This is a genomic window from Pedobacter sp. HDW13 (assembly GCF_011303555.1).
In the GTDB taxonomy this organism is placed as follows: domain Bacteria; phylum Bacteroidota; class Bacteroidia; order Sphingobacteriales; family Sphingobacteriaceae; genus Pedobacter.
Genome location: NZ_CP049868.1, coordinates 3,762,852 through 3,776,131 on the forward strand (window position 1 = coordinate 3,762,852; position 13,280 = coordinate 3,776,131).

Annotated in this window: 20 protein-coding genes; 19 read left to right on the top strand and 1 reads right to left on the bottom strand. The window is 40.8% G+C overall.

Going from position 1 to position 13,280, the window contains the following annotated elements; translation table 11 throughout:
- Positions 1-49: 49 nt before the first annotated feature.
- Complete coding sequence (locus tag G7074_RS15705; protein WP_124561761.1) at positions 50-328, bottom strand: oxidase; 279 nt, start codon at positions 326-328, stop codon at positions 50-52.
- Positions 329-530: 202 nt separating this feature from the next.
- On the opposite strand from G7074_RS15705, the gene G7074_RS15710 reads away from it, so the two are divergent.
- The 19 genes from G7074_RS15710 (at position 531) to G7074_RS15795 (ending at position 13,273) form a co-directional block, all read left to right on the top strand.
- Complete coding sequence (locus G7074_RS15710; protein WP_166209595.1) at positions 531-989, top strand: CHAP domain-containing protein; 459 nt, start codon at positions 531-533, stop codon at positions 987-989.
- Complete coding sequence (locus tag G7074_RS15715; protein ID WP_124561759.1) at positions 976-1,473, top strand: hypothetical protein; 498 nt, start codon at positions 976-978, stop codon at positions 1,471-1,473. Before G7074_RS15710 ends, G7074_RS15715 begins: the two co-directional genes overlap by 14 nt.
- An 11-nt stretch (positions 1,474-1,484) precedes the next feature.
- Complete coding sequence (locus tag G7074_RS15720; RefSeq protein ID WP_124561758.1) at positions 1,485-2,660, top strand: DUF2586 family protein; 1,176 nt, start codon at positions 1,485-1,487, stop codon at positions 2,658-2,660.
- 1 nt (position 2,661) lies between these two features.
- Positions 2,662-3,075 (top strand): hypothetical protein, encoded by a 414-nt coding sequence (locus G7074_RS15725; protein WP_124561757.1) that lies wholly within the window; start codon positions 2,662-2,664, stop codon positions 3,073-3,075.
- A 6-nt stretch (positions 3,076-3,081) separates the two neighbouring features.
- Positions 3,082-3,633: a hypothetical protein gene (locus G7074_RS15730; protein ID WP_124561756.1), complete on the top strand. Its 552-nt coding sequence runs from the start codon at positions 3,082-3,084 to the stop codon at positions 3,631-3,633.
- Between the two features lie 200 nt (positions 3,634-3,833).
- The gene (locus G7074_RS15735; RefSeq protein WP_166209598.1) at positions 3,834-5,744 is read left to right on the top strand and encodes a hypothetical protein; all 1,911 of its coding nucleotides are present in this window, start codon (positions 3,834-3,836) and stop codon (positions 5,742-5,744) included.
- The gene (locus G7074_RS15740; protein ID WP_166209602.1) at positions 5,744-6,364 is read left to right on the top strand and encodes a DUF6046 domain-containing protein; all 621 of its coding nucleotides are present in this window, start codon (positions 5,744-5,746) and stop codon (positions 6,362-6,364) included. Before G7074_RS15735 ends, G7074_RS15740 begins: the two co-directional genes overlap by 1 nt.
- Positions 6,339-7,328, top strand: a complete 990-nt coding sequence (locus G7074_RS15745) for a late control protein (RefSeq protein ID WP_166209605.1) — start codon at positions 6,339-6,341, stop codon at positions 7,326-7,328. The genes G7074_RS15740 and G7074_RS15745 overlap by 26 nt, the downstream gene beginning before the upstream one ends.
- Positions 7,328-7,807: a hypothetical protein gene (locus tag G7074_RS15750; RefSeq protein ID WP_166209608.1), complete on the top strand. Its 480-nt coding sequence runs from the start codon at positions 7,328-7,330 to the stop codon at positions 7,805-7,807. Before G7074_RS15745 ends, G7074_RS15750 begins: the two co-directional genes overlap by 1 nt.
- An 11-nt stretch (positions 7,808-7,818) precedes the next feature.
- The gene (locus G7074_RS15755) at positions 7,819-8,037 is read left to right on the top strand and encodes a hypothetical protein (protein ID WP_124561751.1); all 219 of its coding nucleotides are present in this window, start codon (positions 7,819-7,821) and stop codon (positions 8,035-8,037) included.
- Positions 8,037-8,336 (top strand): hypothetical protein, encoded by a 300-nt coding sequence (locus G7074_RS15760; protein WP_199748404.1) that lies wholly within the window; start codon positions 8,037-8,039, stop codon positions 8,334-8,336. The genes G7074_RS15755 and G7074_RS15760 overlap by 1 nt, the downstream gene beginning before the upstream one ends.
- Positions 8,333-8,614, top strand: a complete 282-nt coding sequence (locus G7074_RS15765; protein WP_166209611.1) for a hypothetical protein — start codon at positions 8,333-8,335, stop codon at positions 8,612-8,614. The genes G7074_RS15760 and G7074_RS15765 overlap by 4 nt, the downstream gene beginning before the upstream one ends.
- Positions 8,614-9,186: a hypothetical protein gene (locus tag G7074_RS15770; protein WP_205944075.1), complete on the top strand. Its 573-nt coding sequence runs from the start codon at positions 8,614-8,616 to the stop codon at positions 9,184-9,186. Before G7074_RS15765 ends, G7074_RS15770 begins: the two co-directional genes overlap by 1 nt.
- 14 nt (positions 9,187-9,200) lie before the next feature.
- Entirely contained in the window at positions 9,201-9,455 is a 255-nt protein-coding gene (locus tag G7074_RS26715) for a hypothetical protein (RefSeq protein ID WP_205944076.1), read from the top strand.
- On the top strand, positions 9,445-9,912 hold the full coding sequence (locus G7074_RS15775; protein WP_124561748.1) for a hypothetical protein: 468 nt from the start codon (positions 9,445-9,447) through the stop codon (positions 9,910-9,912). The genes G7074_RS26715 and G7074_RS15775 overlap by 11 nt, the downstream gene beginning before the upstream one ends.
- Positions 9,909-10,046: a hypothetical protein gene (locus G7074_RS15780; protein ID WP_166209614.1), complete on the top strand. Its 138-nt coding sequence runs from the start codon at positions 9,909-9,911 to the stop codon at positions 10,044-10,046. Before G7074_RS15775 ends, G7074_RS15780 begins: the two co-directional genes overlap by 4 nt.
- Positions 10,047-10,093: 47 nt before the next feature.
- Positions 10,094-10,759, top strand: coding sequence for a tail fiber protein (locus tag G7074_RS15785; RefSeq protein ID WP_166209617.1), 666 nt, complete (start codon positions 10,094-10,096; stop codon positions 10,757-10,759).
- On the top strand, positions 10,759-12,780 hold the full coding sequence (locus G7074_RS15790) for a hypothetical protein (protein WP_166209620.1): 2,022 nt from the start codon (positions 10,759-10,761) through the stop codon (positions 12,778-12,780). Before G7074_RS15785 ends, G7074_RS15790 begins: the two co-directional genes overlap by 1 nt.
- Before the next feature lie 145 nt (positions 12,781-12,925).
- Positions 12,926-13,273, top strand: coding sequence for a hypothetical protein (locus G7074_RS15795; protein WP_166209623.1), 348 nt, complete (start codon positions 12,926-12,928; stop codon positions 13,271-13,273).
- Positions 13,274-13,280: the final 7 nt, after the last annotated feature.

A 13,280-nucleotide genomic window follows, 5' to 3' on the forward strand; every position in this document is an offset into this window, starting at 1 on the left:
CCCCTAGCGATGGCATCCTCTTGCATGTTTGTTTTTATGACCGGCATGCCTAGTAACTGGCTTCTATATGTAAACTGTTCTGGTCAGTAAACTTAAGCTCTTTTACCTTCATCCTGTCGTATTCAAAATTCTGTTTAGCCTCTATCAGCAGGGCTGTTGCATTCTCTCCGTTTAAGAGGTTTAAAATGCCTACCCCAAGTTCAGGGTATTGTTTGTACTCACCTTTTTCGGCAAGTAAAATGTGTTTTTGGTGCAACTCATCTGAGAAGCCAACAAGGAAATCCCCCTGTTCCAATTCTAGGTCTGTGTTAAATATTAAGTCTTGCATAATTTATTTATATCAACAAATCTCCAAGAAATTTAATTCAGGAAAAAAACCGTGTTCAGGCATTGTAGAGGTACTTTACAGCGCTTGTTAAATCGTTTACAATGCCTGATACCCAATTTTTTTTGCGCCCAAAATCGTAGCAATTTTGTCTTAACAACGGGGAAATAAACACATAAACTCCGGGTATAATCAAAGAGAAAAAATGACGAATTGGATTAATGTTGCTCAAAAACAAATCGGAGTGGAAGAGTACCCCAAAGGAAGCAATGGCGGTAAGCAGGTAGAGGAATACTTAAAAGCTGTAGGACTTGGTAAGGGCTACGCCTGGTGCATGGCATTTGTATACTGGTGTGTGCTTCAGGATTGTAATGCTAAAGGTTCTAAAATGCAGCTAAAACGTACTGGTGGCGTTAACGATCAGTACATCGCCTGCAAAAAGCTAGCGGTACATACACCAAAGGCCGGAGATATATTTATTATGATCAACCCCAATGGTACCGGACACACAGGCTTTGTTGAGAAAGTGTTGGAAAACGAATTACTCCAGACCATTGAAGGAAATACAAATGGTGATGGATCCAGGGAGGGATATCAAGTAGCAAGACGTACCAGAAATATAAAAACCATTAAAGCATTTATAAGATTAAATGAGGCCATTTAGGATAGTTTTTTTCGGGTTGATTGTACTTTGTTTGCAGGTAGCCTGCCGTTCCAGGCAGGTTGCCACAAACGAGGTATTAAGAATCAAAACCATTACCCAGGTACAACGCGATACCATTATCCAAACAGATCCAGATAGTAGTTTTTATCAGGCATGGATTGATTGCATTAGTGGCAAGCCGGTTCTAAGGGTGGATAGTGAAACTAAGAAGGCTGGAAATTACCTCAATGTTCCAACGGTGAAAATGGAAGGAAATGAGTTGAAGGTGGATTGTTATGCCACAGCACAAAAACTATTTAGAACCTGGCAACAGCAGTACATAGAAGAACTTAGGACGGAAACCATTATACGCCCGCCGATTGAGGTAATAAGGCCTTTAACCTTATGGCAGAACCTACAGATTTATCTCGGGCGGGCAGCACTTGTGCTTAGTATGGTATACCTGATCTACCGCTTAATTAAACAAAAATTAAAAATAAATTAAATATCGTTAAAATGAATTTACCTTCAGTAAAATTTAACATCCAAAACGGCGGTTTATTACAACAGCCAGCAACAAGCGATAAAGTTATCGGACTTATTGCAACCGGTGAGGCAGTAACAGGCACCCCGGGTTTGACACTTGATACTTCGTATCAATTATTTAGCCTAAGCGACGCAGAAAACATCGGAATCGTGGCAGGTGGAGCAAACGACTTTATCTACAAACAGTTAGAACAGTTTTATACCGAAGCTGGCCAAGGGGCAGAACTTTGGTTAATGTTGGTGGCTGCGGATATAGCTTACACCGAAATGCTTGATGTTACCAAAACTTATGCTAAGAAATTACTGGCAGATGCCGCAGGCGCTATCCGTGTTTTGGGTGCCTTAAAAAAATCGGCCGGCACTGAAGTGGCAGTAGATGGTTTAGATGGTGATGTGCATACTGCAGTAGTTAAAGCGCAGGCTTTGGCCACATATTATGCCGAAAAGTATATGCCAGTTCGCGTAATTATTTCGGGCAATAACTATAGCGGAACCATTGCCGACCTAAAAGACTACACTACCGCTTCATTCAATAAGGTTGCGTGCCTTTTGGCCAATACCGATGCTACTAAAGTGGCTTCAGTTGGTTTAGCATTAGGCCGTTTGGCAAAAACTCCTGTACAAAGAAATTTGGGACGTGTTGCCGATGGAGCTGTCGAGAGTCTAACCGCTTACTTTACAAATGGCGAAAAGGTAGAGAGCCAGCAAGACGCCTGGGACGCCATTTATAACAAGGGCTACATCTTTTTAAGATCATTTGTAAGTAAGAGCGGTTACTATTTCAGCGACGACTTAACATTAACAAGCGAAACAGACGATTTTAACAGTCTTGCACGTGGCTTAGTGTTAGATAAGGCCATCATTTTAGCCTATGCTTCTTTAGTTAACAATTTATTGGATGAAGTTGAAGTTGCTGCCTCAGGTACTATCCATCCGGCGGTTGTAAAAAGCTGGCAAAGTCAGGTTGAAAATGCCTTAACTACAATGGTTGCGGCAGGCAACTTATCTAACGTTGAGGTCTATATCGACGAAAATCAAAACATCTTAAGCACCGGCATTATGCAGGTTGCAATTAAATTACAGCCAGTGGGTTATGCTAAGCAAATTACCGTAAACATTGGTTTTACCACAACAATTAATAACTAATATGACATTTGGAAGTAAACAGTATTCGTGGAGCGATGTAAGCATCGCCATTGGCGGAAAAATCATTAATGGTGTAACAGAAGTGGAATACACCGTGAAAAAAGAAAAAGAAGCCCTTTACGGTCGTGGTTCCGATCCACATGCTATTTTAAGTGGTAAAAACACTTATGAAGGCAAGATAGGTATTTGGCAGAGCGAACTGGAAAGTATGGTACAATCTGCACCAAACCGTGATGTGTTATCACTAAAATTTGACGTGGTGATCACTTACGTGCCTGAAGATGGAGGTGTTGTAGTGGTTGATATTCTTAAAAACGTAGAATTTACGGAAGTAAAGAAAGCCATGAAACAGGGCGATAAAAACATGGTGGTAGAAATGCCAATCGTATTCACAAAAATTAAAACTCAGCAATAACCAATCATGAGTAAAGTTACAACCCAACAGATTGCCGACTGGAAAAAACAGCATACCGATGTGTACCAAATGCCTATCGATGATAAGGTATGTTATTTGAGAGCACCCCAAATGGTAGATTGGAAAAGGGCATTTACGATTATGCAGAAAAGCGGCGACGTAGGTTTCGCTGAAGAAATGCTAGCCACTTGTTGGTTAGGTGGGGATGAAGAGATCAGAACAAAAGATGATTATTTTTTATCAGCACGTAAGGAAATCGCCTCTCTGTTTAATTATTCAGAAGCCATTGTTAGCCCAACGGAGAGCAGAGGTTCTAAAATTACAATCGACGAATTTAGTTGTATTGTAAGGGTAATTACCAGGGAAGATTTAAAACTGGCCGACAAGAGAAATCCATCAAATAAGCCTTTTGTAACACAAGAAGCCCTGTTTGATTTGATTTGTACCGAAAAGGATGAGGCCTTCGCAGATAAAAACAATGCAAGCTTAAGGTTTCCGCTTTATCAGGCAATCGAAAATTTACAAAATCAAAAAGCTGCTCAGCTAAAAAAGCTCTAATTGAGGCTGTCGTCGATCCCGACGACACCTCAGCTTATTCATTAGCTGAAATTAGTGTAAGGCTAGGAGATGCTTTTTTGAAATACTACATGCACATTCAAAGCCCTTCCTCTCTTTCTGATGAGGAATGGGCTGAAGAATTGCAAAACTTACACTACATCAGACAACAAGAAGCCGAGGCTTCAAAGCCCAAATAATAAATGAATCCAGTTGAATATATAATTAGTTTAAGAGACCAGGCAACCCCTGTTTTAGCCAAAATAGCTGAAAGTATTGGTTTGGTAATGAACAGGTTTAAACAGCTTAGCAATGAGTCTTTGGCTTTTGTGCGGACTGTGGCAACCAGAATTGGAACAATATATACTAATGTCATCAATAATATAGCCTCAGGGATTACCAGGGGAATAAATAATATTAATAATACCGCCAGCAGGGCGAAAGCAATTTATGACAGTACAGTAAATTCAGTCAAGGCCGGAGCCACCAAAGTCAAAGATTTTATTACCACAAATGCCAGTAAGCCCTTGATTAATCCAGCTGGCCTTGGTGTTTCACAGTTGATTGACTTCGGGAAAAAGATTAAAGAGTTAACCGAAGAATACAACGGCTTTAAAGAAACATTAGGCGAAACATTTAATTCCCGCGATATTGGAGATAGCGCCATGAATGCGATCTCGCAATTTGCAGTTAAATCCCCTTCTCAGCTAGCTGATGTAGTAGAGTCCTTTGACAACCTTGCTAAAAATGGAATTAATCCAACTTCAGCAGAGCTAACCTCATTAGGGGATCTTGCGGCATCTAAAGGTAAAAAGTTCGAAGATATTGGATCAGCACTCTTGTCAGCTCAAGGTGGTGATTTTCAGGCTCTCAAACAGCTAGGTGTGGAGGCTACCGCATCCGGGGATAAAGTTAAGCTGTCTTTCAACGGCCTAACAAAAACAGTGGAAAACAATGGCCAGGCCATGAAAACCGCCTTAGCTGAATACGGAAATATGAATGGTATTGCCGGCTCCATGGAAAAGGTTGGTCACTCAGTTGAGGATATTACTAGTTTTAAGTTTCTGGCTGAATATATTCCGGTAATTTCCCGGTTTTTCGAGATTTTGCAGAGTAATATTCAACCGGTTATAAATTCTGTCTGGAATTTTTTGAGGGCAATGTTTGGTTTAGATGAAGGAGGGGATAGTCTTTCAGTTTTTAAAGATATCTTAAGTGGTGCCCTCTTCGTTGTTGACCTTTTATCATCTGGGGTAGCAACTCTAATTGATTGGTTAGCACCACTAGCGCCTTCAATTTTTGCGATAGTAGCATCAGTGGCAGCATTTAACCTGGTAATGGCCATGAACCCGATAAGTTGGGTGGTACTGGGTATAATTGCTTTAATTACTATCATCGGTTTAGTTGTAAAATATACTGATGGTTGGGGAAAATCATGGAATGCCTTAGGGACTATGTTTAGGGTGGTCTGGGACCAAATTGGTGCTGATTTTAACTTTGGGATTGATAGTATGGTCTACGGTTTTACCCTAATATACCTGCAGGCCAAGGATGTGGTTGAGCAAATTGTAGGAACCTTTTCTAACCTTGGCGAGGCTATTGGGATGGCCTTAGATGGCAATGTGAGTGGAGCGATGGACCGTGCTTTTCAGGGGGTTAGAACAGAAGCTGGGGCAGAGATCGAAAGACTCCGAAAGGAGCATCAAACCCAAACGGACGCATATTACCGGGGTACTGCCCAAAGGGGACAGAAGCTTGCTGGTGCAGCAAATCAGTTAGGGATTTCTTTTGATGTAGATCGCTTCTCTAAAGATGTGAGCAAGGTAGCTTCCGGGCTTTCAGGTGCCGGACAGGATACCAGTTCATACGACAAATTTGCCAGGGATAATAAAGGTACGAAAGACAAAAGCGGCAGTAAACCAACAAATGTTGCTGGTGGTATTACCGGAGGCGGGACACAGACCTCACATATTACCATCAACCTGGCCAAAATGCAGGATCAAATTGTAATCAATACCATTAACTCGGGCGAAGGGGCCACGAAAATGCGGCAAATGCTCGAGGAAGAACTAAACCGGCTTTTAGGCTCAATCACACTAATGCAAACTGCGTAATGACACTAAATATTAAAGAATTAACTGCGCTGGCTCATTTGAGCTATATCGCCTCGCCATACCCAGGCTTTGATAAAAAGCTGAGTATGTTCAATCTTCCTGATATGAATAACATTGGAAACATATCAGGCTCACCATATTTTATGCAGCTGAGCTTAAAAAAGCAAAGTGGCGAAATTATAACCCTGCCTAATGAGCCACTGGTTTCTATCTCATTGCAAAAAACGATTGTAGAAACAGCAACAGTGGGTGAGGGGAGAACGGGAACAGTAAAAGAGTATATCTGCACTGAGGATTTTGACATAGAAATAAAGGGCGTTTGTATTGGCGAAAATGGCGCGTATCCAACAGAAGATGTCAAAGCAGTAAAAGATCTCTTTCTGGTTAACGAGGCCCTTGAGGTACAGGAAAACTTGTTTTTTGAATTGTTTGACATCAAAAAAATTGTGCTTAAAAGTTTTAAGCTCGATGAAATGGTGGGACAGGAAGGTGTACAGAAATACAGCATCAATGCGGTGAGCGATATACCTTTTTTCGCCGAATTATCCGAAAGGACCAAATTTATTAATGAATCAGTAACCAAAGCACTAAATAATGTTCGTCTTACAGGGGTACTTTGAAATAGGGGTTTATAAGTTCAGTACTATAAACAACGTAGAAATTACGCGTTCGGTGGATGAGATTACCGATACCGCAGTAATTAAAATGCCAACAAAATTTTTGATTAAAGAGGGGAATGGGAAACTGGTATATACCGAGGAAGCGATCAAAAAAGGTGATCGGGTTAAAATTGTTTTGGGGTATAAGGATAAATTGGAAAGGGTAGAATTTACCGGATACGTAGACCGGATTAAATGTACTACTCCAATGGAAATTCACTGCGAAGATGCCACCTGGTTGTTGAAACGCAAAGATGCCGCTTTTAGTAAGAGCAATACAACTTTGAAACAGGTACTGGAAAGTATTGTGAGCGGTACAGATCTAAAACTGGCCGCAAACATACCTGAAATGGCATTGCAAAAATACCTCATCAAAGATAAAAATGCTGCTCAGGCCCTTAAACAGATTAAAGATGAATTTAAGGAAATCTATAAAATTTACCTAAACGATGCTGGGGAGTTATACTGTGGTTTACAGGAATTAAACAACATTAACCAAAAAGCCAGCTATGATCTTAATTACAACATCATTGAAAATAAGCTCGAGTTTAAAACTGGAGAGGATAGACGGGTAAAGATCATATGCGAGGGATGTACCAGGGACAACAAAAAGATCACTGCTACCCTGGGAGATAAGGATGGCGAAGAGTTTAAGTTTACTAGCAAGGTGATTACCGATCAAAGCTCGATTGATAAACTGGCAGAAGAATACCTGAAAATCGCAAAATACGGGGGCTATAGTGGAGACATTACCAGTTTTTTATTGCCTGTTGCAAGCCCGGCAATGGCTGTGGAAATTATCGATAAAAAACATCCCAACCGGGAGGGCAGCTATTTCATAAAAAAGGTAGTAACCACTTACGGTACCGGGGGCGCAAGGCGAACAGTTAGCATTGGCAATAAATTAACCACCAACAAAAAGTAATGACCGAAGAGATCGCAAAAAAAATAAAACTGCTGGGTAAACAAGATACCGATACCACCATTATGACGGTAAAGACAGTAGATAAACAAGAAGGCACCTGCACCTGTGATGATGGGCAGATATTGCATACAGATGTAAGGTTGTCGGCCATTATTGATGAGAAACTGCAGAAATATTATCTCTTTCCGAAGGTGGGTAGTACCGTACTTGTAACACCTATAGATGCTGATTACAGTATGCAATTCGTATCCGCTATAAGCGAGCCTGAGGAAATGGTGTTACATATCGGTGAGGTGATTTTTGAAATCAACAAAGATGGCTTTCTGCTGCAGAAAAATAATGAAACACTTAAGGCTTTGATGATTGATCTGATCAAAGAAATTAAAGCGATGAAGTTCACAACCAATGCAGGGCCAACCATTGCGCTGGTTAATACCCCCAGTTATCTGCTATCGAAAACCGGTTCGAACAATTTTTAAAAGAGAATTAAATGGCTTTAAATAAAAACAGATTAAAATCTAAAATCATAGCCGCCTTTGAAGCGGAGCAAACCGAACAGGAAGATTACAGCGCCAGTTTAGATAGAATAGCCGATAAGCTTGCCCAGTGCATTATCGAGGAAATCAAACAACTGGCTATCACCTACAACAGTGGTCTGCTCGCACCAAACGGAGCGGTATCGGGAACCTTTAATGCAACGCTAAGCTAATGGAAGAATTTATTAAACAACATGTTGGGGAATTAATTACGGCAGTTATTGCAGCTTTCGGCGGTTGGTTCTTTCAACGAAATAAGCAAAAAGCTGAACTTCAGGCGAATGAGATCGATAATGCAGACAAGGTTTTAAAGTACTACAGGGAAATGGTTGACGATTTGGGGCTTCGGCTTAAGGAAGCGATAGTAGAGTTAAATAAAACAAAGGAAATGGTTAAGGAACTTGAAGAAAAAGTAGAAGCCTTAACCGATGAACTTAAAAAGCACAAGAAGTTAAATAATACAACATCATGATTAAAAAAGCCTTACATAATCAATCGGTTCTGGATTTTGTACTGCACCATACCGGTAGCATCGTTGCAGCACTGGATTTCAGTTTCGATGCAGCCATAGCAATCACAGATGATCTGCTTGTTGGTAACAGTTATCCGGTAAGTGGAAATCTGCTCGCCGACACCGATATTTTAAACTATTACACCAGCAACAATTATACACCTGCAACAGCAACACTTATCGATACCGATTACGGAATTGGGGAGATGAGGATTTTAAGCACTTTTATTGTAAGATAATGGCAAGAAGCATAGAACAAATTCAAAATGAAATCATTAATGCTAAAGAAAGTAATTCTGATTTAGCCGAATTAACCAGTACCAGTAAAACCGCAGTATGGAGACTGATAACCTTTGTTATCGCTTTTTCCATTTACGCACTGGAAAAACTGTTTGATATCCATAAAGCAGAAACAGATGATAAAATCGCATTATTGAAACCGCATACTGCGCGTTGGTATCGCCAAAAAGCATTGGCTTTTCAATATGGGTATCCTTTGGTAGCAGATTCAGATGTTTACGATAATAGTAACATTAGCGAAGGGCAATTGGCCCAAAGTAAAATAGTCAAGTACTCTGCTGTAACAGAGTCTAAAGAAGGGCTTGTAATCGTAAAAATCGCTACCGAAAGCGGTGGGGTGTTAAGTCCGATCAGCGATGAGCAAAAGGCAAGCTTTGAAGCTTATATCGCCGAAATTAAAGATGCAGGTGTAACCATCCACACCATCAACTATCTACCGGACAAACTGTACTTAAACATGACAGTTTATTACAACCCTTGGTGTTGGATGCACAGGGGAATAGCATTATAAGTGGTGGTAAACCTGTGGAAGAGGCCATAAAGCAGTATTTAAAAGAATTGCCTTTCAATGGCGAGTTGGTATTGGCCCATTTGGTAGATAGGCTTCAGGAAGTGGAAGGGGTTTTAATACCGCAGATAAATAACGCTGAAAGCAGTTGGATCAATGAAGATATAAATTCAACAACCTATGCAGCTCCCGTAGCAATTGAAGTTAAAAAAATACCTGTATCAGGATATTTTGAAGTTGTCAATTTTAACAATATAAGCTATGTGGTATAAGGTAGATATAAATAAACTAGTCATCCTGCTTACCCCCACCTTTTTAAGGAAACCGGTATTTGTTGCATGGTTGCAGGCCCTGGCAACACCAATCGCGACCCTGCATCAGCAATGGTATAATAAAAGGCTCGATAATTTATACCGCCTGGCACGTAACGGTCAGGTATGTTATTTACGCGCCACCTTAAATGATGCTTTCGATGCTGGCCAGAGGCGAATTAAAATTGCAAACGGCAACAAATATCAGCGTAAATACATTTATACCGGTACTGAACAAAAACATAAATACCTGGGCATAAATTATTTGCTGAAAGTAGGGGATTACGCCGATACGGGTGCCGATTTTAGGGTAGTCATCCCACAAGATTTCGATCTGGTAAATAATAAATACCAGTTAGAAGCAATGATAGATTTTTATAAACTGGCGGGCAAACGCTATAATATTGAAAAAGAATGAATCAAATAAATTTACAGCAGGCAGGAGGTTTTCCGCTTGAAACCGATACACTCGATTTTATGCAAACCGCTTACACAGCGTTGCAGGCCATTGCAGCCCTGGGGGCGACAATTATATCCTTTCTGGTTGTGTAACCAACGGAAACACGGTTGGCGATGGTTACCTGGTTATTAATAATGAAGTGTTACCCTTTAAAGGTGGTTTGCTCCAAACCAACATTGTGGTTCGGGAAGACAAACAAACACGCCCCTTTGAAAATGGCCAGGTTAAAGAGGTATTTTTTACCCGTTATGCCTCTTTTGGCACAGGAACAAATGCGATACCCTGGACAGGCCTCTCTCGCTTAAAGAACCTTGCAGCATTTAAGGATCTTCCAACGCAGATAAGTTCTGCAATTGATTTGGATGGCGCGGATACCCTGGCAACCTCAAAAGCAGTAAAAACATTAAACGACAAAATAAATGCACAACTACCTTCAGGTGCAATTGTGATTTGGAGTGGGGCAATTAATGTTATCCCTGTAGGTTGGGCCTTGTGCGATGGTCAAAATGGTACGCCCGATTTGAGAGATCGATTTGTTTTAGGGGCGGGCAGTAATTATTATGTTGGACAGGTTGGTGGAGAGGAGAAGCATGCACTGACTATCCAAGAAATGCCAAGGCATAACTTTACAACAAGGTTTCAGCTAAATATAGTTGATAGTTCTAACTATACCAGTACTTTATCTTATCCAGGTGAAGGCGATCGAAATGAATGGAGGGAGATTGGTTCCAACTTTTTAGGTAACGATATACCCCATAATAACATGCCCCCTTATTTGGCATTTGCTTATATCATGAAACTATAATGGCAAAACAAACTTTAAATGCAATAAAAAACTGGTTTAAAACCGGTTTAAAGCCTACGCAACAGCAATTTTGGGACACCTGGGATAGCTTCTGGCATAAAGACCAGGTTATTCCTTCAAGTTCCATTGAGAATTTGGATGCCCGTTTTGATGAAAAAGCTGATGTTGAATTTTTAGCAGCGCATTTAACGGATCCTAATGCACACGGTCTTGAAAATAAAGTCGATAAAGAAGCAGGTAAAGGTTTATCTGCCAATAATTTTACCGATGAAGAAAAAACAAAACTTGCAAATTTATCTGACGAAGATGTTTCTGCGCTTACCCAAAGGGTTGGAGATTTGGAAACCCAAAAAGCAGATGTCGAAAACGTATATACCAAAAATGAACTGGATATCATTGTTAATGGCATTGCGCTAACACCCGGGCCTAAGGGAGAGCCCGGTATCCAGGGACCTAAAGGTGAGGCAGGGAGCGACGCTACAGTAGCTGATGCAGATGAGATAGTTAAAGGGAAAATAAAACTGGCGGGCGATTTAAGCGGAACAGCTGATGCGCCAATAGTCCATGGTTTGGTTGGTAAACAAGCAACCCTTGTTAGTGGAACGAATATTAAAACAGTTAATAGCATTTCGCTGTTGGGAAGTGGCGATATTACCCTAAGCGTACCTGTAATTTCAGTAAACAGCAAAATTGGTGCAGTTCTCTTGGATAAGGTGGATATGGGGCTCAGCAACGTAGACAATACAAGTGATATCGATAAGCCGGTTAGTAATTTACAGGCAGCAGCCCTTAATTCTAAATTGACCGGGGTTATTGCTACAGATGCTGAAACCCAGATCACAGTTGGCGTAATTGAAGACAGTAAAATCGTTAGCCGCTCCAAACTGTTTAACTGGTGGGCCTGGATAAAAACACAAGCTTTAACCTTGGGAAATAATCTTACCCTTGCAGTAGGAACGGATACCACAGCGCCTTTAATTATTCCAAGCGGAACTTTAACCACAATACCGCAGGATGGTGCAATTGAAAGGGATGAGGGTGGAGTACTTTGGGAAACCCGCAATGGGCTTAGGTCAACTATGGCTCCACCTGTTAAGTTGATTGGAAGTTCAATTGCAGATAAAAGGACTGCAATCTTTTCTGATTCTAATTCCAATTTTTTGGGACAAAATGCGGGGATGCAGGCAACGGAAGCAGGTAATTCTAATTTCTTTGGTTTAAGTGCAGGAAATCAGGCAACGGAAGCTTCTTACGCAAATTTTTTAGGTGCGAGCGCAGGAGATGGTGCTACATATGCCAGTAATTCTAACTTCTTGGGCCCCTCAGCGGGAAAAAGTGCGATAAATTCAAGCGGTTCTAACTTCATGGGGCCAGCTGCGGGTTATAATGCAACGACGGCATCTAATTCTAATTTCTTTGGACAATCGGCTGGAATGGAAGCGCCTAGTGCAAGTAGTGCTAATTTTCTTGGATTTTTTACGGGTTATAAAGCAGACAATGCCAATAATTCAAACTTTTTTGGATATAGGGCAGGTAATTCAGCAACAAATGCCAGCAATGCTAACTTTTTAGGGCAGTCTGCCGGTTTTAAGGCAACAGGTGCATATCATGCTAACTTTTTGGGTTTTAATTCAGGATATGATGCTACAGATGCAGCCTACTCCAATCTATTTGGATACAAGGCTGGCAGCACTTTTACCGATAATAACCTCGGAAGTAACAATATCATCATTGGTACCAATGTATCGCTGCCTAATGCAACAAGCAATGCCATAAACATTGGAGGTATTCTTTTTGCCGAAGAAACTTATTCGGATACCTCTGGGAATCCTTCCATACAGCCTGCAACTAATGGAAAAATAGGTATAGGCATTGTAAAGCCAACCAGTACCCTAGATATAAACGGAGACACTGAAATTTCTAAAATTGGCTGCGGGTTAATTCTAAAATCAGCTAATGGTACACGCTACAGGATAATAGTGACTGATGAGGGAACATTAAGTATTTCAAGCGCAGGTTAACCTGGTTAATAAAAAACGGAAGATAACCATTGACTCAAAAATATGCTTTTGGGCTGTTTGCATAATTAATTCCTAAAGAAGAACAAGTTATAAAATTGAAATACAGCAATAGTGAGATGGATCCACCACCTCAAATAATTAAACAATGGCAAAACAAACTTTAAATACGATTAAAAACTGGTTTAAAACTGGTTTAAAGCCTACCCAGCAGCAGTTTTGGGATAGCTGGGATAGCTTCTGGCACAAAGACCAGGTTATTCCTTCAAGCTCAGTTGAAAATTTGGATGCCCGTTTTGATGAAAAGGCTGATGATGATGCATTTCAAAGCCATTTAACTGATGATCATGCTCATAATATGGATGCGCGTTTAGCCCATAAGGTGAGTGTTGAACAGTTAGAGGCAGAGTCCGCTGCAAGATCAAACGGAGATGCTTACTTGCAGGGGCAGGTCGATGAACTTTTTGCTAGCCCCAAGGTTCACTTGAAATGGTAAGGGCTCT